Origin of the sequence: Pseudaminobacter soli (ex Li et al. 2025) (assembly GCF_003012705.1) — a bacterium.
GTDB classification, from domain to species: domain Bacteria; phylum Pseudomonadota; class Alphaproteobacteria; order Rhizobiales; family Rhizobiaceae; genus Pseudaminobacter; species Pseudaminobacter soli.
On the sequence record NZ_PXYL01000003.1, the window covers coordinates 172,263 to 196,143 of the forward strand.

At 64.2% G+C, this 23,881-nt stretch carries 24 protein-coding genes and 1 tRNA gene; 13 read left to right on the top strand and 12 right to left on the bottom strand.

Annotated features, from left to right (window positions below):
- Positions 1–212 precede the first annotated feature (212 nt).
- A complete protein-coding gene (locus C7I85_RS07015) occupies positions 213–2,762 on the bottom strand; it encodes an ABC transporter permease (RefSeq protein WP_106723257.1) in 2,550 nt (849 codons plus the stop codon).
- 11 nt (positions 2,763–2,773) lie between these two features.
- Positions 2,774–3,472 (bottom strand): ABC transporter ATP-binding protein, encoded by a 699-nt coding sequence (locus C7I85_RS07020; RefSeq protein ID WP_106723258.1) that lies wholly within the window; start codon positions 3,470–3,472, stop codon positions 2,774–2,776.
- Positions 3,473–3,533: 61 nt separating this feature from the next.
- Between C7I85_RS07020 and C7I85_RS07025 the strand changes: the two genes are divergently transcribed.
- Both C7I85_RS07025 and thpR read left to right on the top strand, forming a co-directional pair.
- Positions 3,534–4,175: an arylesterase gene (locus tag C7I85_RS07025; protein WP_106723259.1), complete on the top strand. Its 642-nt coding sequence runs from the start codon at positions 3,534–3,536 to the stop codon at positions 4,173–4,175.
- A 115-nt stretch (positions 4,176–4,290) separates the two neighbouring features.
- Positions 4,291–4,887, top strand: a complete 597-nt coding sequence (thpR, locus tag C7I85_RS07030) for an RNA 2',3'-cyclic phosphodiesterase (protein WP_106723260.1) — start codon at positions 4,291–4,293, stop codon at positions 4,885–4,887.
- Here the strand turns inward: thpR and C7I85_RS07035 are convergent.
- A complete protein-coding gene (locus tag C7I85_RS07035) occupies positions 4,791–5,309 on the bottom strand; it encodes a low molecular weight protein-tyrosine-phosphatase (RefSeq protein ID WP_106723261.1) in 519 nt (172 codons plus the stop codon). The two genes, thpR and C7I85_RS07035, sit on opposite strands and share 97 nt — an antisense overlap.
- Positions 5,310–5,361: 52 nt before the next feature.
- Here C7I85_RS07035 and C7I85_RS07040 point away from each other — a divergent pair, with 52 nt between their 5' ends.
- From C7I85_RS07040 to C7I85_RS07050, 3 genes are all read left to right on the top strand, one after another.
- Entirely contained in the window at positions 5,362–5,658 is a 297-nt protein-coding gene (locus C7I85_RS07040; RefSeq protein ID WP_106723262.1) for a 4a-hydroxytetrahydrobiopterin dehydratase, read from the top strand.
- A 55-nt stretch (positions 5,659–5,713) separates the two neighbouring features.
- Positions 5,714–6,067, top strand: coding sequence for a YkvA family protein (locus tag C7I85_RS07045; protein ID WP_106723263.1), 354 nt, complete (start codon positions 5,714–5,716; stop codon positions 6,065–6,067).
- Positions 6,068–6,365: 298 nt separating this feature from the next.
- Complete coding sequence (locus C7I85_RS07050; protein WP_106723264.1) at positions 6,366–6,869, top strand: invasion associated locus B family protein; 504 nt, start codon at positions 6,366–6,368, stop codon at positions 6,867–6,869.
- A gap of 57 nt (positions 6,870–6,926) precedes the next feature.
- On the opposite strand, the gene C7I85_RS07055 is transcribed toward C7I85_RS07050, so the two are convergent.
- A complete protein-coding gene (locus C7I85_RS07055) occupies positions 6,927–8,246 on the bottom strand; it encodes a chloride channel protein (RefSeq protein WP_428832832.1) in 1,320 nt (439 codons plus the stop codon).
- A 238-nt stretch (positions 8,247–8,484) separates the two neighbouring features.
- Between C7I85_RS07055 and rlmN the strand changes: the two genes are divergently transcribed.
- Together rlmN and C7I85_RS07065 are read left to right on the top strand one after the other, a co-directional pair.
- Entirely contained in the window at positions 8,485–9,717 is a 1,233-nt protein-coding gene (gene rlmN / locus C7I85_RS07060) for a 23S rRNA (adenine(2503)-C(2))-methyltransferase RlmN (RefSeq protein WP_106723266.1), read from the top strand.
- Positions 9,714–10,208, top strand: coding sequence for a hypothetical protein (locus C7I85_RS07065; RefSeq protein ID WP_106723267.1), 495 nt, complete (start codon positions 9,714–9,716; stop codon positions 10,206–10,208). Before rlmN ends, C7I85_RS07065 begins: the two co-directional genes overlap by 4 nt.
- Positions 10,209–10,211: 3 nt before the next feature.
- Here C7I85_RS07065 and C7I85_RS07070 read toward each other — a convergent pair whose 3' ends face one another.
- Entirely contained in the window at positions 10,212–10,853 is a 642-nt protein-coding gene (locus C7I85_RS07070; RefSeq protein ID WP_106723268.1) for a LysE family translocator, read from the bottom strand.
- 169 nt (positions 10,854–11,022) lie between these two features.
- Between C7I85_RS07070 and C7I85_RS07075 the strand changes: the two genes are divergently transcribed.
- The gene (locus C7I85_RS07075) at positions 11,023–12,243 is read left to right on the top strand and encodes an argininosuccinate synthase (protein ID WP_106723269.1); all 1,221 of its coding nucleotides are present in this window, start codon (positions 11,023–11,025) and stop codon (positions 12,241–12,243) included.
- Positions 12,244–12,351: 108 nt separating this feature from the next.
- On the opposite strand, the gene C7I85_RS07080 is transcribed toward C7I85_RS07075, so the two are convergent.
- A complete protein-coding gene (locus tag C7I85_RS07080; protein WP_106723270.1) occupies positions 12,352–13,170 on the bottom strand; it encodes a lytic murein transglycosylase in 819 nt (272 codons plus the stop codon).
- A 1,197-nt stretch (positions 13,171–14,367) separates the two neighbouring features.
- Between C7I85_RS07080 and C7I85_RS07090 the strand changes: the two genes are divergently transcribed.
- A complete protein-coding gene (locus C7I85_RS07090; protein WP_106723272.1) occupies positions 14,368–15,027 on the top strand; it encodes a TetR/AcrR family transcriptional regulator in 660 nt (219 codons plus the stop codon).
- A gap of 266 nt (positions 15,028–15,293) precedes the next feature.
- Positions 15,294–15,542, top strand: a complete 249-nt coding sequence (locus C7I85_RS07095) for a hypothetical protein (protein WP_106723273.1) — start codon at positions 15,294–15,296, stop codon at positions 15,540–15,542.
- Positions 15,543–15,637: 95 nt separating this feature from the next.
- Here C7I85_RS07095 and C7I85_RS07100 read toward each other — a convergent pair whose 3' ends face one another.
- Positions 15,638–18,145: a putative bifunctional diguanylate cyclase/phosphodiesterase gene (locus C7I85_RS07100; RefSeq protein WP_181257111.1), complete on the bottom strand. Its 2,508-nt coding sequence runs from the start codon at positions 18,143–18,145 to the stop codon at positions 15,638–15,640.
- A gap of 367 nt (positions 18,146–18,512) precedes the next feature.
- Here C7I85_RS07100 and C7I85_RS07105 point away from each other — a divergent pair, with 367 nt between their 5' ends.
- The gene (locus C7I85_RS07105) at positions 18,513–19,421 is read left to right on the top strand and encodes a bestrophin family protein (RefSeq protein ID WP_106723275.1); all 909 of its coding nucleotides are present in this window, start codon (positions 18,513–18,515) and stop codon (positions 19,419–19,421) included.
- Positions 19,422–19,448: 27 nt separating this feature from the next.
- Here C7I85_RS07105 and C7I85_RS31585 read toward each other — a convergent pair whose 3' ends face one another.
- The 4 genes from C7I85_RS31585 to C7I85_RS07120 are packed head-to-tail and all read right to left on the bottom strand — an operon-like array spanning position 19,449 to position 21,733.
- Positions 19,449–20,039 (bottom strand): MFS transporter, encoded by a 591-nt coding sequence (locus C7I85_RS31585; protein WP_342587292.1) that lies wholly within the window; start codon positions 20,037–20,039, stop codon positions 19,449–19,451.
- Positions 20,040–20,074: 35 nt separating this feature from the next.
- On the bottom strand, positions 20,075–20,647 hold the full coding sequence (locus C7I85_RS31590; protein WP_245444838.1) for an MFS transporter: 573 nt from the start codon (positions 20,645–20,647) through the stop codon (positions 20,075–20,077).
- Between the two features lie 6 nt (positions 20,648–20,653).
- Entirely contained in the window at positions 20,654–21,127 is a 474-nt protein-coding gene (locus C7I85_RS07115; RefSeq protein ID WP_106723276.1) for a nucleoside deaminase, read from the bottom strand.
- A gap of 12 nt (positions 21,128–21,139) precedes the next feature.
- Positions 21,140–21,733, bottom strand: a complete 594-nt coding sequence (locus C7I85_RS07120; RefSeq protein ID WP_245444839.1) for an ankyrin repeat domain-containing protein — start codon at positions 21,731–21,733, stop codon at positions 21,140–21,142.
- 270 nt (positions 21,734–22,003) lie between these two features.
- Here C7I85_RS07120 and C7I85_RS07125 point away from each other — a divergent pair, with 270 nt between their 5' ends.
- Positions 22,004–22,882, top strand: coding sequence for a LysR family transcriptional regulator (locus C7I85_RS07125; protein ID WP_245444840.1), 879 nt, complete (start codon positions 22,004–22,006; stop codon positions 22,880–22,882).
- 137 nt (positions 22,883–23,019) lie between these two features.
- Here the strand turns inward: C7I85_RS07125 and C7I85_RS07130 are convergent.
- Positions 23,020–23,094, bottom strand: a tRNA-Gly gene (locus C7I85_RS07130).
- Between the two features lie 225 nt (positions 23,095–23,319).
- On the opposite strand from C7I85_RS07130, the gene C7I85_RS07135 reads away from it, so the two are divergent.
- Entirely contained in the window at positions 23,320–23,817 is a 498-nt protein-coding gene (locus C7I85_RS07135) for a prolyl-tRNA synthetase associated domain-containing protein (protein WP_106723278.1), read from the top strand.
- Positions 23,818–23,881 lie beyond the last annotated feature (64 nt).

Genomic DNA, 23,881 nt, shown 5'->3' on the forward strand with positions numbered 1-23,881 from the left:
GCCCCGTCCGGTGTCGGATTCATTAAAACCCAGGCGCCGCTGGCGGGACTCCAGCATGCCTGCGGCAAATATGATGATTCTTTCCGGCGAGAACAAGACCCGTTACAGACCGAAACGAGGCGTGATTGTCCTGAAAAGCTTAGAAAAAACGCTTCATTAACGAGATTTAATGCTTTTTGACCGGCGGATGCCTCGCCGCCGGTCTCCCCTTTCTAGAGGTTTCGCAGCACCGGCGCCGCCTTGTGCCCAAGCACCCGCCAGGTGCCGAGCAGCCCGATGCCGACCGTAACGGTGAGCGCAATCAGTAGCGTCGCCACCGCCACCTCCGGCAGGAAGACCGCCGGAAGCTTCATGATACGAGCGACAACGAACCACGCAGCAGCCCCGCCCGCGGCGAGCGCGAAGATAGCCGTCGCCAGTCCGATCAGCATGTATTCGAGCGAGAAGGCGGCAATCAGCGTGCGCCTCGTCGCGCCAAGCGTCTTCAGCACGACGGCATCGTGGATGCGGGCTCTGTTGCCGGCGGCAAGCGCGCCCGCCAGCACCAGCACCGAGGCGATCAGCGCGACGCTTGCCGCGACGCGGATTGCCGTGCCGAGCTGGCCGACCAGATGGTTCACCACTTCCAACGCGTCCTTGACGCGCACGCTCGTGACCGCCGGAAAAGTCTTGGTGACGGAATTGAGAATGCGCGCCTCCTCGCTGATGGGCGCATCCGGGATCGACAGCGTCGCCAGCCAGGAATGCGGCGCGCCGGCGAATGTGTTGGGCGAAAACACCATCACGAAGTTGATGCCCATCGATTCCCACTTCACCTCCCGGAAATTAGCGATCTTTGCCGTGACGTTGCGGCCAAGCACATTGACCGTCACCGTGTCCCCGAGCTTGAGCCCGAGCTCGTTGCCTTCCTCAGCGGAGAATGAGACCAGCGGCTCGCCCTGATAGTCCTGCGGCCACCAGGTGCCGGCCGACAGCGTCGAGTTTTCAGGCTGGTTCTTGGCATAGGTCAGGCCGCGATCGCCGCGCAGCACCCAGGCGCCGGCGGGCGGCACCTTCAGCTTCTGCACTTCCACCCCGTTGAGCGCCATCACACGGCCGCGCAGCATCGGCACCCGCACCAGCTTGCCCTCGGGCGCCTCCTTTTCGATCAGCGCGGAAAACGCGTCGAGGTCGCTCGCCTGGATATCGACGAAGAAGAAGTTCGGCGCCTGCTCCGGCAGGCTGCCGGCAATCTGCCGACGCAAGTTGCCGTCGATCAGCGCCAGCGTCACAAGAAGTGTCAGCCCCAGCCCGAGCGAGAGCACGACCGACGGCGTCAGCGCGCCGGGGCGATGGATGTTGCCGATGGCGAGCCTCAGCGCGGTCGAGCGAACGCGCGGACTTTTGCGCGCAAGCCACTGCACGCCGAAACCGACCGCGCGCAGCACCACAAAGGCGAAGATCGTCGCGCCGACAAAGATCAAGGCGATGCGCCGGTCGCTGGAGAACCAGATCGACAGGGCCGCAAGCAGCACTGCGAGGCCTGCGGCCACCGCAACGTAGCGCAAGGGCGCGAGACCGCCGCCGCCAAAACCCATTTCGCGAAACAGCGCCGTTGCCGGCACATTGCGGGCCCGTCCGAGCGGCAGCAGCGCGAAAGCCAGCGTCACCAGGAAGCCGAACAGGGCGGCCATGGCGAGCGCGCCGGGATAGATGCCGCCCTGCGCAGGCACCGGTATGACACTCGCCAGCGCGGCCGCCGCGGCATAGGGCATCAGCGCGCCAAGCACGAGGCCGATCGCCACGCCGATCGCCGCGATCATCATGATCTGCACCAGATAGACGGTGAAGACGAAACCGCCGGAGGCGCCAAGGCTCTTGAAGGTGGCGATCACGCCACGCTTGCCGTCGAGATAGGCGCGCACGGCATTGGCGACGCCGACGCCGCCGACGATCAGTGCCGTCAGCCCGACCAGTGTCAGGAATTGTGAAAACCGTTCGATATTGGCAGAAAGTGCAGGCGCGGCATTGGTGCGGGTGCGGATGCTCCAGCCCGCCTGCGGGAATTGTTGCCCCGCCTGCTTGCGGATTGCGGAAGTCTGGGCCTCGGTCGCACCCTCGGGCAGCCGCACCTTGTAGGCGTGTTCGACCAGGCTGCCCGGCTGAACCAGGCCCGATGCGGCAAGCCCGGCGCTGGACACCATAAGGCGCGGCGCAAAGCCAAAGCCTTCGGAAATGGCGTCCGGCTCGGTGATGATCTTTGCCCGCAGCTCGAAGGTGGCATTGCCCAGCTTGACCCGATCGCCAACCTTCAGCCCGAGGCGTTCGAACAGCAGGTCAGCCGCAGCCGCTCCAAAAACGCCGGCCTTTTCGCCAAGCAGTTCCTCGCGCGGAAGGGCCGGATCCGTAACCAGTGTGCCGAACAGCGGGTAGGCGCCGTCGACCGCCTTGACCTCGGCCAGCGACTGGTCGGAACCATCCTCCAGCCGCACCATCGAGCGCATGTTCGAACTTTCGGACAGCGTTCCAAGGCCCTTCAGAAACGCAAGTTCGTCAGGGTTCGCTTCGCGCTGGTTGAGCTGGAAGCGCACGTCGCCCCCGAGCAGCACCTGGCCCTGATTGGCAACGCCGGCGGTGATCGAGCGTGCCACCGAATTGACGCCGCCAATCGCCGCAACGCCAAGCGTGATGCAGGTGAGGAAGATCAGGAAGCCGCGCAAGCCGCCGCGCATTTCGCGTAGCGAGAAGCGGACGGCAAGCTTGAGCGTCTGCGAGAAGGGCATGAGCGGCCGCCTCACGCCGAAACGACGGCGAGCGACGGTTCGGCCTCGATCCGACCCGAACGCATCGCAACCTGGCGCGTGCAGCGAGCGGCAAGCGCCGGATCATGCGTGACCAGCACCAGCGTCATGCCGCGCTCCTTCGCCTTGGCGAAGAGCAGGTCGGCGATCTGCCGCCCCGTGGCCTGGTCGAGATTACCCGTCGGCTCGTCGGCAATCAGGATTCGCGGCTCGGGCGCCAGCGCGCGGGCTATCGCCACGCGCTGCTGCTCGCCGCCCGACAGCTCGCCCGGATAGTGCGTCACCCGATCGGCGAGACCTACGGCCGCAAGCTCGCGCTCGGCGACCGCAAAGGCGTCGCGGTGACCGGCAAGCTCGAGCGGCACCGCAACGTTTTCCAGCGCGGTCATGTTGGGAATGAGGTGGAAGGACTGGAAGACGATGCCGACATTGCGGCCGCGAAACGCGGCGATCTGGTCTTCGGTCTTGCCGTTCAGCAGCTCACCGGCGATCCGCACCGTTCCCGCATCGACCCCTTCGAGCCCGGCCAGAACCATCAGCAGAGTCGACTTGCCCGAGCCGGACGGCCCGACAATGCCCGTGGCCTCACCCGCAGTCACCGAAAGGCTTACCCCTTTCAGCACATGTACGGCGGAAGCACCGTGGCCCAGCGTCAGGGATACATCCTTCAGGTCGATGACGGCTTCTGTCACGGCGTTGCGGTCCTATATGAGAGGGGATAGGCAGAATTTTTCGTCATATGGGTTTTGCGTCATGGCATTCAAACATTTGATTTCCCCGCTTTTTGCCGCATTTTTCGCCCTTCTTATGCTCGCGCCGGCATACGCCGATCCCTTTCGCATCGTCGGTTTCGGCGACAGCCTGATGGCGGGCTATGGTCTCGATGCCGGCCAGAGCTTCCCTGAAAAGTTGGAGGCCGCGCTACGCAAGAATGGTCACGATGTCGTGATCTCCAATGCGGGCGTTTCCGGCGACACAACGAGCGGCGGCCTGGCGCGGCTCGACTGGTCGGTGCCGGACGGCACGCAACTGGTGATCCTCGAACTCGGCGCCAACGACATGCTGCGCGGCGTTTCGCCGGAGATCGCCGAGAAGAATCTCGACGCCATGATCGCCAAGCTGAAGGCGCGCAACATCCCCGTGCTGATCGCAGGCATGCTGGCCGCGCCCAATCTCGGCGATGGCTACGCCAAGGCGTTCGACGCGATCTATCCGACGCTGGCCGAGAAGTATGGCGCGCCGCTCTATCCGTTCTTCCTCGACGGCGTGGCGGCCGACAAGACCGCGCTGCTGGACGACGGCATGCACCCCAATGCCGCCGGCGTCGACCGCATGGTCGAGCGCATGCTGCCGCTTGTCGAGAAGACGCTTGCCGCTCACCAGGGCAATTCCTAGGGAGCATCTGAAAATCGACATCAATGCATGTTGAGTGGAAAGGGCGAATTACAGCTTGCCCAGGCGGGTGATCGATGATTCGCTAGGTACACGAATTCGATTCGGGGAGGCAGCGATGCCACGACTGTTTACCGCCCTCGAAATTCCGCGAGACGCAGCACTTTCCTTATCATTGCTGCGCGGAGGTCTCCCGGGAGCCCGTTGGATCGATGTCGAAAACTACCATCTGACCCTGCGCTTCATCGGTGACATCGAAGGCCACCTGGCCGACGAGATCGCTGGCGCGCTCGACCGCGTGCAGCGCCCGGCGTTTCAACTCCAGCTTTCCGGCGTCGGCGCCTTCGGCTCCAAGAAGCCGCATGCGGTGTGGGCCGGCGTGGCGCCCTCGCCAGACCTGCTCGCACTCCAGGCCGAGATCGAGCGCATCTGCCAGCGCCTCGGCGTTCCGGCCGATCCGCGCAAATTCTCGCCGCATGTCACGCTGGCACGGCTGCGCAATCCAAGCGCGCACGATGTGGCAAAGTATCTGTCGGCGCATGGCAGCTTCTCGGCCGTGCCGTTCAAGGTCGGCCGCTTCGTGCTGATGTCCTCGCGCGATTCCGTGGGCGGCGGCCCTTATGTGATCGAGGAGGCCTGGCCGCTCTCCGGCGCCGGCTCGCGCTCCAACAACCTGTCCGCCAGCGCTTCGGACGCGCTGCGGATCATGCGGTAGACCTCGGCAAACCCCTCCGGCCCGCCATAATAGGGGTCCGGAACATCCGCCCGCCTACCGGTGGCGTATTCCAGGAACAGGTGGATCTTTTGCCGCGCCTCCGCTGGCGCGATCCGCCGCAGATCCTCGACATTGGAGCGATCCATGCCGAGGATGAGATCGAAGCGATCAAAATCCTCGGCCACCACCTTGCGCGCCCGCTGCCCAGAAATATCCACGCCATGATGCGCGGCAATAGCGATCGAGCGCGGATCGGGCGAGGAACCTGCATGCCATCCTCCGGTGCCGGCCGAATCGAGCAGGAAGGCGCCTTCCACCTCTTGCTCGGCACAGACCGCCCGGAACACACCCTCCGCCAGTGGCGAGCGGCAGATATTGCCGAGGCAGACGAAGAGGACGGACATTTCGGGCTTTGCGGACATGACCGGGACGCTATGATCGAGGCAACTCAAGCCCGATAGCACGGATGCACCTATGACGAGACAGAAACTTGACACGGCGGCAGTCGAAACGGCGCTTGCCGCACTCGATAACTGGACGCTCGACCGCGACGGCACCGCGATTTCAAAGAAATTCGTCTTCGGCGATTTCAGCGAAGCCTTTGCCTTCATGACGCGCACGGCGATGGCCGCCGAGACGCTGGACCATCACCCGGAATGGTCGAATGTCTACAAGACCGTCGACGTTACGCTCACCACCCACGCGACGGGCGGCCTCAGCCGTCTCGACTTCGAGCTTGCCGGCAGGATGGACGGCTTCGCCCGTCCCTGAAATCTTGCGTTCGGCCTTGGATCTTCCCACATGTCGCCGCGACAGGAGAGACCGAATGGCCAAGGCCGGAAATTTCGACAGCCGCGATTTTGCGCGCGACGAAAAGAACGTGCGCAACAAATTCTGGAGCACCGCAAGGCGTGCAGCCAGCCACATCCCCTTCATGGAGGAAGTGGTCGCGGGCTATTATTGCGCCATGGACAAGCAGACGCCGCTGAAGGCGAAAGGCATATTGCTGGCCGCGCTCGCCTATTTCGTCATGCCGTTCGATGCCATTCCGGACGTCTTCCTCGGCATCGGCTTCACCGACGACATTGCGGTGTTGGCAGCCGCGCTGGCAGCCGTCCGCACCAACATTACGCCGGCTCATCGCCTGGCCGCCAGGGAAGCGCTGGCCGGGCTTGAATGAACCTTCCCGCACGGTCGGCAAACTCTGCCGCGCTCGTGCCGCCACGTCAGTTGGCATGAACATTGCACACTCGCACAATCAGTCAAATTCTTGCCGTTTTCCTGCCGTTCAACCTCAACAGGGACGGTGCTTTCCTCTATTTCAGGGGTTTGCGAATGGCGGCGATACCATGGCGAAAATGAACCCTTTTCAGATCCATTCACGCTTTGGTAACCCAGATTAAATCAAAATGAACCAACCGGGCAGCGCGAATCTGCCCGCTCCCCGCATACTGCAAAGAACAGGGAACCAAAAAACAATGCGCCCATTCATTGCTCTCGCTTCGAGCCTGTTTCTGGTTGCCAGCGCCGCCCCCTCGCTTGCCCAGTCGGCCACCAAGATCGGCCAGCACAATGCATGGGGCACCTACAGCTATCAGGCCAACACCGGCAAGGTCTGCTACGTGCTGACGGTTCCGACCGACAAGCAGCCGCCCAGCCTCGACCACGGCGACATCTTCTTTTTCGTCAGCCAGCGCCCCGGGCAGTCGGTCTCCTACGAGCCGCAGTTCATCGCCTCCTACGACCTGCAGGCCAATTCCAAGGTGACGGTCACGGTCGGCGACAAGAGCTTCACCATGTTCACGCGCGGCAAGTCGGCCTGGGTGGAAAACGCCGCCGAGGAGCCGCTGCTGATCGCCGCCATGAAGAACGGCGCCGACATGAAGATTTCGGCAAAGTCCGGCCGCGGCAACCCCACCAGCTACACCTTCTCGCTGAAGGGCATTTCGGCAGCGCTGCAGTCGATCGCGGCCTGCAAGTAATCGCAAGCTTCCCTGATTTTTCGAAGGCCGGATCAGCCGATCCGGCCTTTTTTCGTTTCAGGCGGGCTGCGCGGCGGCCTCGGCACGCCGGCGCCTGACCGCGTCGGCTATGAAGACGCGCGACAGGGCGTGATAGAGCGGCTCGCGCGAGATTATCCGCGCCGTGCCATAGCCGAGCATGGAGGCCAGCATCAACGGAATGACGTTGTCGTGGTTGCCGGTCATTTCGAGGATGATGACGAAGGCGGTCATCGGCGCCTGCACGACGCCGGCGAAATAGCCGGCCATGCCAAGCACGGAAGCCAGCGCGACATTGGACCCGAACAGCAGGCCAAGCGAACTGCCAAGCCCCGCGCCAACGGCAAGCGACGGCGCGAAAATGCCGCCGGGGATGCCCGACACCATCGAAAGCAGGCCGGCCAGGAATTTCACCAGGAAAAAGAACCAGGGCAGGGGCGTTCCCTCGACGGCGCCCCGCGCCTGCTCGTAGCCGGTGCCGAAGGTGAGCCCGCCGGACGCCAGGCCGATGGCCGCCACCGCCAGCCCGCAGCCTGCGGCCAAAAGCAGCGTGCGGGCGAGCGGCGAGGGCGCCAGCCAACGGCGCACGCGGGGCGACGCCTTCAAAGCAAACAGGCTGAAGCATGCGCCGAAGGCGCCGCCGACCACGCCGCAAGCGACGATCAGCGGCCAGTCGTAAGGGAAGGCGGCGGTGACATCGGTGACGCCGAAATAGGTGTAATTGCCCAGCAGGCCGAGCGAGGCGAGGCCTGCCAGGATGACGGCCGAAAGCACCAGCCCGTTGGTGCGGGCCTGATAGGCCCGGCCCATTTCTTCGATGGCAAAGACGATGCCGGCGAGCGGGGTGTTGAAGGCGGCCGCGATGCCGGCGGCCGAACCGGCGAGGATCAAGCCCCTTGCCTGCGCCATGCCGCCCCAACGCGCGGCCTGCAGCATAAGCGACGCGCCCACCTGCACGGTCGGGCCCTCTCGCCCGATCGAGGCGCCGCAAAACAGGCCGACGAGCGTGAGCAGGATTTTGCCTGCCGCAAGCCGCAGCGAAAGCAGGCGGCTGCGTTCTTCGTTGTCGCGCAGATGTCGTGCTGCAATTGCCTGCGGAATGCCGCTTCCCTGCGAGCCGGGAAACAACACGAAGGCCGCCCAGGCGCAGGCGACGAAACCCAGCGGGGTGACGACGATCGGCAACCAGGCGTTCCAGCCCTCGCCCGCCGTCATCAGCTTGAACAGGTGTTGCGCGGCATCCGCCAGCTTGGCGAACAGCACGCTGACCAGCCCGATGGCGATCGCGCCGGCCCAGAACACCAGGCGTGGCTGCCAGACACGACGCGAGGCGAACATCGCCCGCGAGCGCCGGAGCATCGGAATTTGCTTCTTGCTGCGAGCCAAAGTCGGTGTCCTCTCGCGCGGTTTCGAGCGCCATGAACAGGAGGCGCATTTTGCCTGTCAACCATTGCTCGAACACAGCTAAATGATTGCGCACTTGGAATGGCATTCCGACAACACCATCTCACAGGCCGTGACGCGGGCGCCAAGTCGTGATATGTGCGCCTTTCGGACCGCTTGAGGCGGCTGCCCAAACTCCAGAAATTCCGACACCATGGCCTTTTCGCTCGATCTCACTGCCGACAGCACACGCAACGCATTGCGCCCCAGCGCCGCGCCCGAGAAGCCCTCGCTGATCGGCCTGACGCGCGCCGAGATGGCCGAGGCGCTGGTCAGTTCCGGCATCGTGCCGGAAAGACAGGCCAAGATGCGCGTGCAGCAGCTCTGGCACTGGCTCTATGTGCGCGGCGTGTCCGATTTCGCGCATATGTTCAACATCTCCAAGGATCTGCGCGGGGCGCTTGCCGAGCATTTTGCCATTTCGCGGCCGGAAATCGTCGAGGAGCAGATTTCCAACGACGGTACGCGCAAGTGGCTGTTCCGCTTCCCGCCGCGCGGCGCGGGCCGCCCGGTCGAGATCGAAACTGTCTACATTCCCGAGGAAGGCCGCGGGACGCTGTGCATTTCCAGCCAGGTCGGCTGCACGCTAACCTGCTCCTTCTGCCACACCGGCACGCAGAAGCTGGTGCGCAACCTCACCGCCGAGGAAATCCTCGCCCAGCTTCTGTCCGCCCGTGACCGGCTGGGCGACTTCCCCGACCGCGACACGCCAGCCGGCGCCATCGTGCCGTCGGAAGGACGCAAGGTGTCCAACATCGTCATGATGGGCATGGGCGAGCCGCTCTACAATTTCGACGCGGTGAAGAAGGCGCTGCTGATCGCCTCCGATGGCGACGGGCTTGCACTGTCGAAGCGACGCATCACCCTTTCCACCTCTGGCGTCGTGCCGGAAATCTACCGCACCGGCGAGGACATCGGCGTCATGCTGGCGATCTCGCTGCATGCCACCAATGACGACCTGCGCGACCTGCTCGTGCCGATCAACAAGAAGTTCCCGCTGAAGGAGCTGATGAAGGCTTGCCGGGAATATCCGGGCCTCTCCAATGCGCGCCGCATCACCTTCGAATATGTGATGCTGAAGGACGTCAACGACAGCCTCGAAGACGCCAAGGCGCTGGTGCAGCTGCTCAAGGGCATTCCGGCCAAGATCAACCTGATCCCGTTCAACCCCTGGCCCGGCAGCAACTACCAGTGCTCGGACTGGGAGCAGATCGAAAAGTTCGCCGACTACATCAACGCGGCCGGCTACGCCTCGCCGATCCGCACGCCGCGCGGCCGCGACATCCTTGCCGCCTGCGGCCAGCTCAAGTCGGAATCGGAGCGCCTGAAGAAGTCCGAGCGCCTGGCGCTCGAAGCCATGATGATCGCGGGGCACGGCGAAGCGTGAGCAAGGTGCTGGCCCTCATCTTCCGGCTGGCAGTCATCCTTCTCGGCTATATCGGCGCGTCGCTTGCCGCGAGCGCCTTCATCAACATCCTGGCGCTCGGCGCACTGGGGGCCGAGCCGAGCGATCCGGTCGCCACCGCCTCGCTGGTCTTCACCATTCCATTCACGGCGCTGTTCGTCGCCTATTACGCGTTCTTTCCGGCCGTGGTGGCGATCTTCATCACCGAATATCTCGGCAAGAGCGACTGGCTCACTCATGCGCTGGGCGGCGGCGCCGCGGCGCTGGTGGTGGTCGGGGCGCTGCTTGCAAACGGCAATTTCTGGCTGGGCCGGTTCGAAACGGACGACTTCGAGGCCTACTGGCCGCCATTCGAGGAGCCGCGCACGGCTCTGCTGCTCCTGGGCGCCGGGCTGATCGGCGGCATCGTCTACTGGCTGATCGCCGGCCGCTCTGCCGGAAGCTGGCAGCAGGACGCCCGGCAGCTACCCTAAATCCTAGCGCGCCTGCGCTGTAAGGATCTTCAGCGCGAAGGCGGAAAAGACGCCGGCGAACAGATAGTCGACGACGCGCGTCACCCGCGGGCTCTTCTTGAGCAGGCGCGCGAACTTGTCGGCCGCGATCACCATGGGTGCCGTCAGCGGCAGCGACAGCGGGATGAACAGCATGCCGAGGAAGAACAGCTTGCCCGGCGCATGCGGATCATGCGCCGAGACGAACTGCGGCAGGAAGGTCATGAAAAACAGGATGATCTTCGGATTGAGCAGGTTGATGCCGAGCCCAGTCGCCCAATTCTGGAACAGCGAGCGCGGTGCGCGCTGAACCGTCTCCGGCGAGAAGGCGGAGCCGTTGCGGATCGCGTTCCAGGCGAGCCACACCAGATAGCCGGCGCCGCCGACCTTGAGCGCCATGAAGGCCTGCGGCGACGCCACGATCAGCGCCGACAGGCCGAGCGCCACCAGCGAGGTGTGGATGACGATGCCGGTGAAGGCGCCGAACATGCAGGCAAAGCCGGCGGTGCGTCCCTCCGAAAGCGCGCGCCCGACAAACAGCGTCATGTCCGGTCCCGGCGTGATGGCGATGATGAAGGTGGCGACTGCGAATTGCAGGATGATAGCGGCTTCGGGAACGAAGGACATTTTCTTGCAGGCTCGGCTGAGGACGGTGCAAAATAGTTGAAACGCCGCATCCGCACCAGCACTAAAGCAGGGGCGGACAAAGCTTGCCCGCATCGCGGTTCCTGCATAAAAGTGCCGCGGAAGCGCGGTGCCGCAAGGGCGGCGCGCGGCAACGGGAACCGGATCGACTATGTCCAAGTGGAAAGACGTGAAAAAGGTCGTGCTCGCCTATTCCGGCGGCCTCGACACCTCCATCATCCTGAAGTGGCTGCAGACTGAGCTGGGCGCGGAGGTCGTGACCTTCACCGCCGACCTCGGCCAGGGCGAGGAGCTCGAGCCGGCTCGCAAGAAAGCCGAAATGCTCGGCATCAAGGAAATCTTCATCGAGGACGTGCGCGAGGAATTCGTGTGCGATTTCGTCTTCCCGATGTTCCGCGCCAATGCCGTCTATGAGGGCGTCTACCTGCTCGGCACCTCGATCGCCCGTCCGCTGATCTCCAAGCACCTGATCGACATCGCCAAAAAGACCGGCGCCGACGCCATCGCACATGGCGCCACCGGCAAGGGCAACGACCAGGTCCGCTTCGAGCTGTCGGCCTATGCGCTGAACCCCGACATCAAGATCATCGCCCCGTGGCGCGACTGGTCGTTCAAGAGCCGCACGCACCTGCTCGAGTTCGCGGAACAGCACCAGATCCCGGTGGCCAAGGACAAGAAGGGCGAGGCTCCCTTCTCCGTCGACGCCAACCTGCTGCACTCCTCCTCCGAGGGCAAGGTGCTGGAAGACCCGGCGCAGGAAGCGCCGGAATATGTGCATATGCGCACCATTTCGCCGGAAGCCGCGCCCGACAAGGCGACGATCATCAAGATCGGCTTCGAGAAAGGCGACGCCGTCTCGATCAACGGCGAGCGCATGAGCCCGGCGACGCTGCTTGCCAAGCTCAACGACTACGGCCGCGACAACGGCATCGGCCGCCTCGACCTGGTGGAGAACCGCTTCGTCGGCATGAAGAGCCGCGGCGTCTACGAGACCCCGGGCGGCACGATCCTGCTGGCCGCGCACCGGGCAATCGAGTCGATCACGCTCGACCGGGGTGCCGCGCACCTCAAGGACGAGCTGATGCCGCGCTATGCCGAGCTGATCTACTACGGCTTCTGGTTCTCGCCGGAGCGCGAGATGCTGCAGGCGGCGATCGACCTCAGCCAAAAGAACGTCGAAGGCGAAGTGACGCTCAAGCTCTACAAGGGCAATGTCATGGTCATCGGCCGCGAGAGCGCAAAATCGCTCTACTCGGACAAGCTGGTCACCTTCGAGGACGACCAGGGCGCCTACGACCAGAAGGACGCCGCCGGCTTCATCAAGCTCAACGCGCTGCGCCTCAGGACGCTGGCGGCCCGCGACCGCCGCTAAGCCTTCACAGGCCGCTCAAAGAAAAACCCGGCGCAAGACGCCGGGTTTTTTTTATTGTCCGCCGAACGCATACCCGCAAGGAACATGCGCGGGGAGAAATTCGTCAGATCAGTGCGCGATCTGGGTGGCGAACCTGGACAGCGCCTGCTGGTAGATCGTGGCGCGGTTCCATTCGTTCCAGATGCGGTAGTTGGGCTCGCCGGGGCCGTAGCCTGCACCGGCCTGCCAGCCGTGACCCTTGAGGAAGTTGGCCGTCGACGCGAGCACGTCGCCCGTCGAATGGATCAGGTCGCGGCGGCCGTCGCCGTCGAAGTCGACCGCGTACTGCAGGTATTTTGACGGCAGGAACTGGGTCTGGCCGAGTTCGCCGAAGCCGGCGCCCTTCATCTGGCTGGCCGAGATATAGCCCTTCTGGGCAATCTCGAGCGCCGAATCGAGCTCGTTGGTGAAATAGGCCGAGCGGCGGCAGTCATAGGCCAGCGTCGCCAGCGGCTGGAACACGCTCTTGTTGCCCGAATTAGCGCCAAAACCGGTCTCCATGCCCCAGATCGCCAGCAGGACCTCGGGCTGCACGCCGTAGCGCTGCTCGATCTTGGCGAACGTGCCGGCATTGGCCTTCCACAGCGACTTGGCCCGCTTGACGTAGGAGGCAGGCGCGCGGCGCGCCATGAACTGATCCAGCGTGCCCTTGAAGGCGCCGTGCTGGTTGCGGTCGATGTGGATCACGCCCGTGTCGTATTTGACGCCGGCCAGCGGCGCGGTGTCGATGCCGCGCGCCTTGGCTTCCGCCTTGTAGCTTTCCAGCCACGTCGCAAAACCGCCGGCATCGTTGCCGCACTGCGGCGCGGCATACGCGCTGCCCGCGGTCAGACCGAGCATGGCGAGAGCGGCGGCCGCAAAAATCTGTCCTTTGGCAATAAGTGCCATGCTGTTCTCCTCGTTGCCTAAATCATAACGCAAATCGCCAGCGGAACGCTTGGCGTATCATGGTTAAGATGCAGTTTACGTTTGTCTATTCGGTGTGTGGGGGCCAAATTCCCTACGATCAAGGGCATAATGTGGCAAGTCAGGTTTTTACCTGCTGCGATCGGCCAAATGAAGTAAGCCTCCGGCGCACTTCATACCGCCCTCGTGGTTCGAGGCTCGCCCTGCGGGCTTCGGCCCTCCGCTATGGCTCCGGGCGTTCGTCATTCGAAAAGCCAAATCTTTGGCTTTTCGCGCGCTCCGCGCACCATTCCTCACCCTCACCATGAGGGCTACTGTCTGCGCCAACCTGCCCCACTGAGGTTTGAGCGGCGCCAGCCTCCCTCATCCTGAGGTGCGAGCCCGCAGGGTGAGCCTCGAAGGACGCACCTATTCATCGCCACGCCCGCTTTCGCGTCTGGCCATTGTCATCCTTCGACAAGCTCAGGATGAGGAGCTGGGAAGACGGGCGGTCGTTGGACGCGCTCGTTTAGGTAAATCTTGCGGCCCTTCGACCGCCCGTTCGATGCTCTTGCCCCGCTCAGTCGCCTCCACATTCGCGTGGCCAGCCGCCGCAAAGGCCCGGACTTGGGGATTCATCATCCAGCAGCGCCACCGTTGCACCACCAGCCCGGACACCGTCGCCCTCCACGCTCATCCGGTTCATGACCCGTGTTCCCGGTGAGGCCGATGCGGGTGATTATGCGGGAGGCGGAAATGTGGGGGAGAAAAGAAACTGAGATTTTCTTTCGACGCAAATGATTTCAGGGAGTTAGATCGGGTCAACCTTGGAATTCTCAGGAATCCATCCCCGTTTCCTGGCCGCCGCCCCCCCGTCGCGCTTCGCGCACCACCATTCCGGGGCGAGCCACGGGTCTCGCCCGTCCTTCGGACCCCCCGCTTTGCGGGGGCGAGGAACCCAAGTTCTGAGAGGTCGCGACTTTGGCGGGTGCCGGTTCCTCGCCCCGCTTGCGGGGAGAGGTGGCTCGGGTGAAGCCCGAGACGGAGAGGGGGCGACGCCGTGCGTCACCCCGGCTCAAGCCGAGGATGACGAAGGTGGGGCAGCCGGGCGTTTGCTTCGCCTTCGGCCGATTGGCGAACGCCCCCTCGCACCCTGCCGTTCTTGATGGTTCCCTGTACGGCGTATAGGATCGCGCCATCATGAGCCAAACCACCACCGCCCAGAGTCGCCGGGAGCGCCACAAGGCCGAGCTGCGCGCCGATCTTCTGCGCGCCGCCCATGAGCTCATCAAGGAAGAGGGCTATGAGGGCCTGACGATCCGTAGTCTCGCCAAGCGGGTCGGCTATGCGCCGATGTCGGTCTATTCCTATTTCGCCGACAAGCACGCCATTCTTCTGGCGCTGGCGGAAGACGCCTTCGAAACGCTGGCACAGCGCATGGAACGCGACGCGCCGGCCGACCCGCTGGCGGCGCTACGCAAGGTCATGGATGAATATGCGACCTTCGCGCTGGAGAACCCCAACGAATACCGGACCGTGTTCATGTCGCGCGACCACGCCAACCGCGCGCCACGCGAGGTTGCCGAGGTCGAAGAGGTCGAGGGCAAGAACCCGGCGCTGCGCATCCTGCTGAAGCGCGTGCAGGCCTGCATCGACGCCGGCATATTCAAGGGCGACGCCCACGCGATTTCAACGCTTGTGTGGAGCTTCGGCCACGGCGCGATCTCGCTGCAGATCACCTTCCCCTACTATCCGTTCGGCGAGCCGAGGAAATATCTCGAAGCTTCGATGGAAGTGGTCCTGGCCGGGCTGATGGCCCGACAGGTGGACGCCCTGGTGCCACCGTCGGAACGCTGCTAGAGCATGATCCCGAAAAGTTGCAGACTTTTCGGACAAGATCATGCTCAAAAAAAGAGCCACTTTTTCCAAAATCCCTAGCTCGACATCGCTGCATTGCGTGGCCGGATGGCGCTGTCGTCCGGTCTGCTGCCCGTATGCGCCTTTCAACTATTCGTGATCGAGACGGATTTCGTACATGTACGAAATCTCCTTGCGGGCACGCACATCAACTCGTATATGTACATCATATCGTACACGTACAGAATTTGATGACCTGGAGAATGATCATGAAGAAGACGCTTGTCAGCCTCGCCGCGCTCATTGCCCTGTCCGGAACCGCTTTCGCCGGCGACTTCGCCAACACGCTGCAGTACCCGGCTTCGCCGCGTGTCGAAGGCGCGGCCGCACTCGACTATTCCGGCACCGCGTCGATCAAGGCCGGCAACCATGAGCAGCGCCAGAGCACACAGGCGACGTCGGCGCGCCAGGGCGACAGCGCCGCTCCCGTGATGCTGCCAATGGGCAACGCGCGCTAACACCCCCTCCCAAGACAAGCCCAAACGAACAGGGCGGCGGAGTTTTTTTGCTCCGCCGCCCTGTTCGTTTCAAAAGCCCTTGTGGCTCGCCCTGCTCAGGCGACCTGGCTCGGGCGCTCGAAAAAGGCGTCGATGATGTCGCCGACCTTGGCGCTCGCCACCGGCGGGCTGAACAGAAAGCCCTGCAACTCGCCGCAATTTTCCTGCCGCAGTGCATTGAGCTGTTCCACCGTCTCGACGCCTTCGGCCGTGGTGTCGATGCCCAGGCTGGTGCCGAGACCAATGATGGCGCGCACGATGGCCAGCGATTCGGGGCTGCCGCCGATCTCGCGGATGAAGGAGCGGTCGATCTTCAGCCGGCTGAACGGGAAGCGGCGCAGATAGCTCATGCTCGAATAGCCGGTGCCGAAATCGTCGAGCGCAATGCGCGCGCCGAGCTCGCGGATGCGGCGCAGGATCGCCAGATTGGCCTCGGTGTCGGCCAGCAGCACCGATTCGGTGACCTCGATTTCCAGCCGCGTCGGCGTCAGCCGCGAGCGGGCCAGCGCCTCACCGATATTGGTGACCAGATCGCCGCGGCGGAACTGCACCGGCGAGACGTTGACGGCCACCACCAGCCGCTCGGGCCAGCCGGCCGCCTGGCGGCAGGCCTCCGCGACCACCCAGCGGCCGAGCTCGTGGATCATGCCGGTTTCCTCGGCGAGCGGGATGAAGACGGCGGGTGAAACCATGCCGCGCTTCGGGCTGTTCCAGCGCAGCAGCGCCTCGAAACCGCGCAGCTGGCCGGTCTGGACGGCGAAGATCGGCTGGAAATGCAGCTCGAACTCCTTTTCGATGTCGGCGCCGCGCAGCTCCATTTCCAGCGCGCGGCGTTCGCGCACCTGGCTGTCCATCTCGGGCTCGAAGAAGCGAAGCTGGCCCTTGCTGCTGTTCTTGGCGCGGTAGAGCGCAAGGTCCGCGCATTTGAGCAGGCTTTCGGTGCCGGACGCGTCATTGGGCGACAGCGCCGCGCCCACGCTGGCGGTGATCGAAACCTCGGCACCGTCGATGGTACGGATTTTTGCGATGTCGCCGATCAGCCGCGAGGCGAGCCGGTCGATCACCGTACGCGACGCGGCACCGGGCAGCAGCACTGCAAACTCGTCGCCGCCGAGACGGGCGACGATGTCGGAACCTCGCAGGATTTTTCGCAGGCGGGTGGTGACTTCGATCAGCAGCGCATCGCCGGCCGCATGGCCGAGCGTGTCGTTGACCACCTTGAAGTCGTCGAGATCGAGGAGCAGCACCGCAAACGGGTTGCCCTGGCCTGCCGCCCGCTCGAGCTCCCGCGTGAACAAGGTGCGGTTGGCAACGCCCGTCAGCGGGTCGTGGAGCGCAAGGTAGGTGACATGTTCCTCGGCGCGCTTGCGCTCGGTCACGTCGACGATGGTCGACAGCGTGGCGGGGGCGTTATCGACCACGATATCGCGCGTATATTCGACGACGTCGAGCACCCGGCCATCGGCCGCGACGTGGCGGCAGCTCGTCTCGCCGGAGGGCTGGCGCGTGACGTCCGCATCCAGGCGGAGCCCGGCGAGGCCGCGAGCGAAGAAGGCGTCGCGGTCGAAGCCGTAGAGGCGCAGGGCGGCCTCGTTGACGTTGAGAAAGTTCTCGCCGCTGGCGTCGCGCACATACATCGGCACCGGGTTCTCGTCGAACAGCGAGCGGAACAGCGTCTCGCGCGCCTTCAGCTCGCCGATGTCGGTAAGCGTGACGGCGAGGATGTCGTCGGCGACCGCCACGCCGACCTGCAGCGATACGCGCCGGTCCTCGATGCCGTATTCGAGCTCGAAGGTCGTGGTGCGCCGCTTCTGCGCGGCCTCGCGGAAATGCGCCAGCGCCGGCGACAGGCCGGGCTGCGCCAGCGCCTCGGACAGGAGCGTGAACTGCAGCTGGTCGGCGCGCGAGCCCAGATGCTGGGCGGCGGCGTCGTTGATGCTGAGGATGGAGAAGTCGCGGATGGCGCCGTTTCGCTCGATGGCGCTGAGCGCGATGATGCCTTCATGCGTGGCATTGATGAGCAGGCGTGCCAGGTTGAGCTGGCTGCGCCGCGGACGCAGGAACAGCAGGAAATAATCGCCCGACCAGCGGCAGGCCAGCGGCAGCGCCAGCGTCTCGACGGTGGAGACCATGCCGTCGACCAGCGCCCGGCTCAGCACCATGGCGGGGCTGGCGGCCTCGCAGGCCGCCTCCAGCGCCTCGCCTACGGAGATCGCATGCACCGCGGTGAGGGAGGACGTGGTGCGGCCGATGCAGGCCGTGCCGACGATCGCCTCGAAGCGGGGACCGGCGCGCAGGATTGTGGGCTGGCCGCCCTCCAGCCGCCGCACCACCGCCAGCTCGTCGGCGAAACGGCCGATGCTGCCGAGCGCGATCTCCTCATATTGCGGCAAGCCTCCCGATGCGGGACGCATCGAGTGCCAGCGGCGCAGGATGAGCCTGACGTCGTCGAATTCGGTTTCTATGCGGAAGGGATCCCGTTCGATGCCATCGCCCTCGGGCGTGAGGCTGGCGCTTTCCGGTGCGCTGTCGTCGACATGTAGCAGCCGCGGTCTCATCGGCATGGGAACTCCAGGATCTGTCATTTCCAAGCCGACCGCGCACAGGAGCAGGATCGCCGTCGCACGCAAGCGCCGGACAACTGCCGCTGTCGAGGATCGATTGGATTGCATACCGGGCGCGGCCGGTCCAGAAGCGCGGCATCATGCCTCCGCGCCGGATCCTGCGCGGGCTGTCCTACTGCATCCTAGAAAGGGCCACTTACCATTCGATTAAGCGCGATGTCACACTTGCGTCATAGTTCGAAATGCAACACGCATGACGACGCGCGCCGTCGCAGATCGTGCTATCCGGCCGCGTCGGGATCGCCATGATGCGAGCGGTTCGAGGCCATGCTGTCTCGAGGGCTGCGAGAGGGGAGCCAAAAAAACGATGATCGTTCGTCCGCGCCCGGGGCTGCTAAAACTGTTTTTCGTCATGCGCGGCTCGATCGTGCCGCGCATCATGCCGCAGATCATCGGTTTCGGCATCTATGCGGCGGTGGTCGTCGGCGTGATCAAGGCGCTGGGGCTCGATTTCGGCAATTACGGCCTGGCGCCCTTCGGCCTGCTGGGTGTCACGCTGTCGCTCTATCTCGGCTTCCGCAACAACGCCGCCTACGACCGCTGGTGGGAGGCGCGCAAACTGTGGGGACAGCTGGTCTATGACATGCGCAACCTTTCTCGCGCGGCGCTGGCGCTGGTGCCGGCCGATAGCGGCCAGGCCCGGCCGCTCCTGATGGAGGCGCTGGCCTTCTGCCATCTGCTGCGCGGCCAGCTGCGCAATGTCGACGCAACGGCGGAGGCGAGAACCTTCATCGGCGCCGAGGCCGACACGCTTTCCAGCGTGGTCAACAAACCCGATGCGATGGTGCGCCGCATGGGCCGGCGCATCGGCGCGCTCAAGACCTCGGGCGCGATCGAGGTGATGGACTTTCGCATCCTCGACGAGCGGCTCGCCTCGCTTGCCGCGCTGGAGGCCGGCTGCGAGCGCATCGCCGGCACGCCGCTGCCCTTTGCCTATACGCTTTTGCTGCAGCGCTCGGCCTATATCTTCTGCCTGCTCTTGCCCTTCGGCCTCGCCTTTTCGGCCGGCTGGGCCACACCGCTGTTCACGGCGCTGATCGCCTATTCCTTCTTCGGCCTCGACGCGCTCTCGGAAGAGCTGGAAGACCCGTTCGGCACACAGGCCAACGACCTGGCGCTCGATGCGCTCTGCCGCGTCTGCGAGATTTCCGTCTTCGAGGCGCTGGGCGAAGCCGCCCCGAAAATGACCGCGCCGAAACGTTATTATTATTCGTAAAGCCGCCGAATAGCCGGCTAACCCGGCTCAATCGACAACAGACGCGCCGGCAAGCCGGTGGCCGGCCGCCGGGATGTTCATGGCCCGTGCATAGCCATGCGGCGCAAAGCGCAGCGAAAGCACCGCGACCAGCAAGGCGCAGCCAAGATGCATGATCCATCCCGCGGCAAAGCTGCCGGTCAGGTCTTGCAGCACCGCGACGATCCAAGGCGGGATGGCGGCGATGAGAAAGCCGCCGCCCTGCATCAGCGCCGACAGCGCGCCGGCATTGGCCGCGTCCTCGATATGGTCGAGCGCCACCACCATGGACAGGGCAAAGCAGCCGCCCAGACCCGCCCCGACGAGGGCCGCCGAAACAGCCGGCGCGGCCTCGGGCCAAAGCGCAAGGCTTGCGAAGCCGGCAACCTGCATGGAGAGCGTGAGCCAGATCCAGGGGCGGCGGTCCTTCGACCGCGCGGCAAGCACGGGGATGGATAGCGCCGAGATCGCCTGGCTGGTGGCCATCGTTGCCAAGAGGCTGCCGCTCGCGGCGGTCGACCAGCCGAGCGTCTGATAATAGGGCGCGAGCCAGGCGATGATGGATGAATAGCCGCCATTCACGAGGCCAAAGCAGGCCATCAGCAGCCAGGTGCGCGGCCGGCTGAGAAGGACGGCTATCGGCAGCGCTCCCGCCGGCCGTGACCCGGCTCGCGGCAGCGCGAATGCACGGCCAGCCAGCCAAGGCCCGCATTCCAGCTTCCGGTCGCGTTGGCGACGAGAGGCGCAAGCTGTGCCCCGAGCGCTCCGCCACCCATGAGCATCGACGAATAGAGCCCCATGACGACCGGCACGCGGCCCGGGAAATGTTCCTTGATGATGCCCGGGAAAACGGCCTGCACGACGGCGACGCCCAGGCCGCACAGCGCAGCCGTCCCTATCAAGTCAACACCGTTCGACGTGAACAGCCGCAAGGCGCAGCCCAGCGCAAGAACGATAAGCGCCCCGATCACGGCGCGCCGCGCACCGACGAAGCGCTGCAGCAGCGGGCCGGCAAAGGCGCAGACCCCCATCAGCAGCATCGGCACGAGGGTGAAGAGCGACATGCTCTGATAGTCGAGCCCGGTCGTCTCCCTGATGCTCGTGGCAAGCGGGCCGATCGCCGCGAGAAACGGCCTGAGATTGAGGCCGACCATTGCCACGACCGCGAGAAGCAGCAGCCGGGAAGGGGAGAGACTGTCCGTCCGCATGCCGCCCTAAGCCTGCTTGGCCTGTCTGTTCTTCCACTGATCATAAAGATCGGGGCCGGGTTCCGGGCGGACCGGCACATAGCTGATCTTCATCGACTGTTCGGAAAGGGGTTTTGCCAGGTCGGCATAGATGGCTGCCGTGGAAAGGCCGTAGGGCGCGCCATCGTCGTTGGAATAGGCGTAATACACCTCGCCGACACCGGCGAGGCGCATTGCGGCCATGCACATGGGGCAGGGGTGGCCGCTGGCATAGACGGCACAGCCTTCGAGATTCGGCGAGCCGAGCTTCTGGCTCGCCGACCGAACCGCCATCATCTCAGCGTGTGCTGTGGGGTCGTTGGTGCCGACGATCTCGTTGACGCCGGTTGCGACGACCTCGCCGTCCCTGACGATAACCGCTCCGAAGGGCCGGCCGCCGCCTTCGAGATTGGTCCGCGCGAGCTCGATCGCCTGGCAAAGATAGCGTTCGGTATTGCTCATTCGTCGTCTCCTTCAGTGCGCGCCGGCCGCCACCAGCATCTGCTCGATCTCGGAATAGCCACGGCTGCGGGCATGCTGGAGCGGCCTGACGCCGTCGCGGTCGGCAAGGTTCACATCCGCTTTCGCATCCAACAGCAACCGCACGATCTGCTGATGCCTTTCGCCACCATCGCTCAGGATGATCGCCTCCAGCAGGGCGGTCCAGCCGAGCTTGTTGACGTGATCGATATTCACGCCCGCCTCGATCAGCGTGCGGACGGTTTCGACATGGCCGCGCTCGGAAGCCGGAATAAGTGCGATGCCGCCATAGCGGTTCGTGCTTTTCAGGTCGGCGCCGTGCTCGAGCGTCAGCTTGAGAATTTCAAGATGACCGCGCGCACCGGCATAGAGATAGGGGCTGTCGTTGATGTTGTCCTTGGCGTTGACGTCGGCGCCCGCCTCGATCAGCGCCCGGGCAGCGTCGATCCTGTTGCCATGGGTGGCAACCAGAAGGGCGGTGCGGCCTTCGCCGTCGCGCGCGTCGATCGCCGCGCCACTGGCGAGAAGCTGGGTGATGGCTGCGTCGTCACCGTTTGCGGCGGCTGCATGTAGTCGGGTGTCGGTCATGTCTTGTCCAGATGCAACGAAGGGCAATGACGCCAGGGTGAATATAAGGAACGCGAGGATCGCCGCAGGTCTAAGCATTTTTTCGGGTCCGCAAATCACTCGGCAAGGCGCAACGCCTTCTGATTCGGCTCGCCCTCGGCTTTGCATGCCGGCCTGAGCCAAGGCGGTCGGCTCCCATTCCGAACCATCCCGAAGATAGGCGCGAACGCCTTCATCTGGAAATTAAATGTTCTGATAAATATCAGTGCGAATGTGAATGATGCGCAATCGATGCGGGTCTATAATGGCGCGATGCTCGATCCACGCCTTCTCCGCTCTTTCGTGGCCATTGCCGACACCGGAAGCTTCACCCAGGCCGCCGAACGGCTCAACATGACTCAATCGACCATCAGCCAGCAGCTTGGCCGGCTGGAGGAAGCAGTCGGCCGCGACCTCATCGACCGCGCCGCGCGGCCGGTTCGGGCAACGGCTTCGGGCGAGCGCCTGCTGGGCTATGCGCGTCGAATCCTGAGCCTGCAGCACGAAGCCGAGAGCATGCTTGCCGACCCGGCCGGCACGGCATCCATTCGCATCGGCGTTCCGGAGGATATCGTCAGCGGGGCTATGGCAAAGGTTTTTGCCGGCTTCGCGAAACAGCACCGGGAAATCCGGCTGGATGTCATCGCGGGGCTGAGCCGCGACCTGACCAAGCGGTACCGCGCAGGCGAGTTCGATATCGTCATCGTCAAGGAACCCGCTGCCAGTTCGGACTTTCGGGCGACGTTCCCGGAAGCGATGGGCTGGTTCGAGAGCGCCGACCGGGTCGAGGATTGGCCCGATCCCATCCCGCTGGTCGCCTTTCCACCCGGCGGGCTTTATCGCGATGCCATGTTCGAGCGAATCGAGCGCGAGCGCCGCCGCTGGTATGTCGCGTTCTCGGGCAGCAGCCTGCACAACGTGCTTGTCGCGGTCGAAGCCGGGCTTGGGCTGTCGCTTCTGCCCATAGGCACGACGGCCGGCCGTCGCGTCCGGCAATACGCGCCCTTCGGCACGGAGCCTTCGATGGTGGTGTCGGTCTATTCCTGGGAGAACAGCGGGCCGGTGGCGGCCCTGGTCGAAAGCATGAGCGCTGTGCTAGCCGACAGGTGTTTTGTCCCCGGCAAGTCGTGAGTCTGAATTTTGGGACGGCGTCCGTTTATCGAATCGGTCGCAGATTGCCACACGGGGGCTCTGCGATTCGACAGCCGCAAAAGCAAAAGGCCGCCCGAAGGCGGCCTGTTTGTTTGCTTAGCTTCCCGAAGGAAAACTGGAGCGGGTGAAGCGATTCGAACGCTCGACCCCAACCTTGGCAAGGTTGTGCTCTACCCCTGAGCTACACCCGCTCGCCGGTCTGTCTCGACCGAAGCGACGCCTATATGGCCGAAGCGCTGGCGGATTGCAACAGGGAAAATCGCGCTTTTTGCAACTTATGTGGACGCGCCCGGCAAACCCTTTACGGACGTTGGGTCATCTGGCGCGTCACGACAAATGCAGCTGGGGGATTGTCTCGCGCGCCGCCTTGGCCAATAACCGGCCGATACCGACAATCAGCCCGGAAACGCCGTTTCATGCCCAAAACCCCCGACGAACTTTTCGCTTTTCTCGATTCGCTGGGAATCACCGTGACCACGAAAACGCACGCGCCGCTGTTCACGGTCGCCGATTCGCAATCGCTGCGCGGCGAGATCGCCGGCGGCCACACCAAGAATCTGTTCCTCAAGGACAAGAAGGACAATTTCTTCCTCGTGACGGTGGATGAGGAGGCTGAGGTCGACCTCAAGCAGATCCATCATCTGATCGGGGCCTCGAGCCGCGTGTCCTTCGGCAAGCCGGAGGCGCTGATGGAGATGCTGGGCGTGGTGCCGGGTTCGGTGACGGTGTTCGGCCTGATCAATGATACCGACAAGCGCGTAAAGCTGGTGATCGACGCCCCGCTGATGGAAAATGAGATCGTCAATGCGCATCCGCTGAGCAACGAGGCGACGACTTCGATCGCCAGCGGCGATCTCCTGACCTTCGTGAAGGCGACTGGACACGAGCCGCTCGTCTTGAAAGTCTCGGCATGATCGCCACATGGATGACGAAACGCGGCTTGGCCGGTAGTCTCGGCAGCAAATAGGTTGGAACGCG

Coding starts and splice junctions, on each gene's coding strand:
- C7I85_RS07045 (WP_106723263.1), top strand. CDS start 5,714: ATGGCCAAGGCCGGAAATTTCGACAGCCGCGATTTTGCGCGCGACGAA.
- C7I85_RS07075 (WP_106723269.1), top strand. CDS start 11,023: ATGTCCAAGTGGAAAGACGTGAAAAAGGTCGTGCTCGCCTATTCCGGC.
- C7I85_RS31590 (WP_245444838.1), bottom strand. CDS start 20,647: ATGCGGACGGACAGTCTCTCCCCTTCCCGGCTGCTGCTTCTCGCGGTC.
- C7I85_RS07035 (WP_106723261.1), bottom strand. CDS start 5,309: ATGTCCGCAAAGCCCGAAATGTCCGTCCTCTTCGTCTGCCTCGGCAAT.
- thpR (WP_106723260.1), top strand. CDS start 4,291: ATGCCACGACTGTTTACCGCCCTCGAAATTCCGCGAGACGCAGCACTT.
- C7I85_RS07095 (WP_106723273.1), top strand. CDS start 15,294: ATGAAGAAGACGCTTGTCAGCCTCGCCGCGCTCATTGCCCTGTCCGGA.
- C7I85_RS07040 (WP_106723262.1), top strand. CDS start 5,362: ATGACGAGACAGAAACTTGACACGGCGGCAGTCGAAACGGCGCTTGCC.
- C7I85_RS07120 (WP_245444839.1), bottom strand. CDS start 21,733: ATGACCGACACCCGACTACATGCAGCCGCCGCAAACGGTGACGACGCA.
- C7I85_RS31585 (WP_342587292.1), bottom strand. CDS start 20,039: ATGGCCTGCTTTGGCCTCGTGAATGGCGGCTATTCATCCATCATCGCC.
- C7I85_RS07090 (WP_106723272.1), top strand. CDS start 14,368: ATGAGCCAAACCACCACCGCCCAGAGTCGCCGGGAGCGCCACAAGGCC.
- C7I85_RS07050 (WP_106723264.1), top strand. CDS start 6,366: ATGCGCCCATTCATTGCTCTCGCTTCGAGCCTGTTTCTGGTTGCCAGC.
- C7I85_RS07025 (WP_106723259.1), top strand. CDS start 3,534: ATGGCATTCAAACATTTGATTTCCCCGCTTTTTGCCGCATTTTTCGCC.
- C7I85_RS07105 (WP_106723275.1), top strand. CDS start 18,513: ATGATCGTTCGTCCGCGCCCGGGGCTGCTAAAACTGTTTTTCGTCATG.
- C7I85_RS07125 (WP_245444840.1), top strand. CDS start 22,004: ATGCGGGTCTATAATGGCGCGATGCTCGATCCACGCCTTCTCCGCTCT.
- C7I85_RS07015 (WP_106723257.1), bottom strand. CDS start 2,762: ATGCCCTTCTCGCAGACGCTCAAGCTTGCCGTCCGCTTCTCGCTACGC.
- C7I85_RS07070 (WP_106723268.1), bottom strand. CDS start 10,853: ATGTCCTTCGTTCCCGAAGCCGCTATCATCCTGCAATTCGCAGTCGCC.
- rlmN (WP_106723266.1), top strand. CDS start 8,485: ATGGCCTTTTCGCTCGATCTCACTGCCGACAGCACACGCAACGCATTG.
- C7I85_RS07135 (WP_106723278.1), top strand. CDS start 23,320: ATGCCCAAAACCCCCGACGAACTTTTCGCTTTTCTCGATTCGCTGGGA.
- C7I85_RS07080 (WP_106723270.1), bottom strand. CDS start 13,170: ATGGCACTTATTGCCAAAGGACAGATTTTTGCGGCCGCCGCTCTCGCC.
- C7I85_RS07100 (WP_181257111.1), bottom strand. CDS start 18,145: ATGCCGATGAGACCGCGGCTGCTACATGTCGACGACAGCGCACCGGAA.
- C7I85_RS07115 (WP_106723276.1), bottom strand. CDS start 21,127: ATGAGCAATACCGAACGCTATCTTTGCCAGGCGATCGAGCTCGCGCGG.
- C7I85_RS07055 (WP_428832832.1), bottom strand. CDS start 8,246: ATGCTCCGGCGCTCGCGGGCGATGTTCGCCTCGCGTCGTGTCTGGCAG.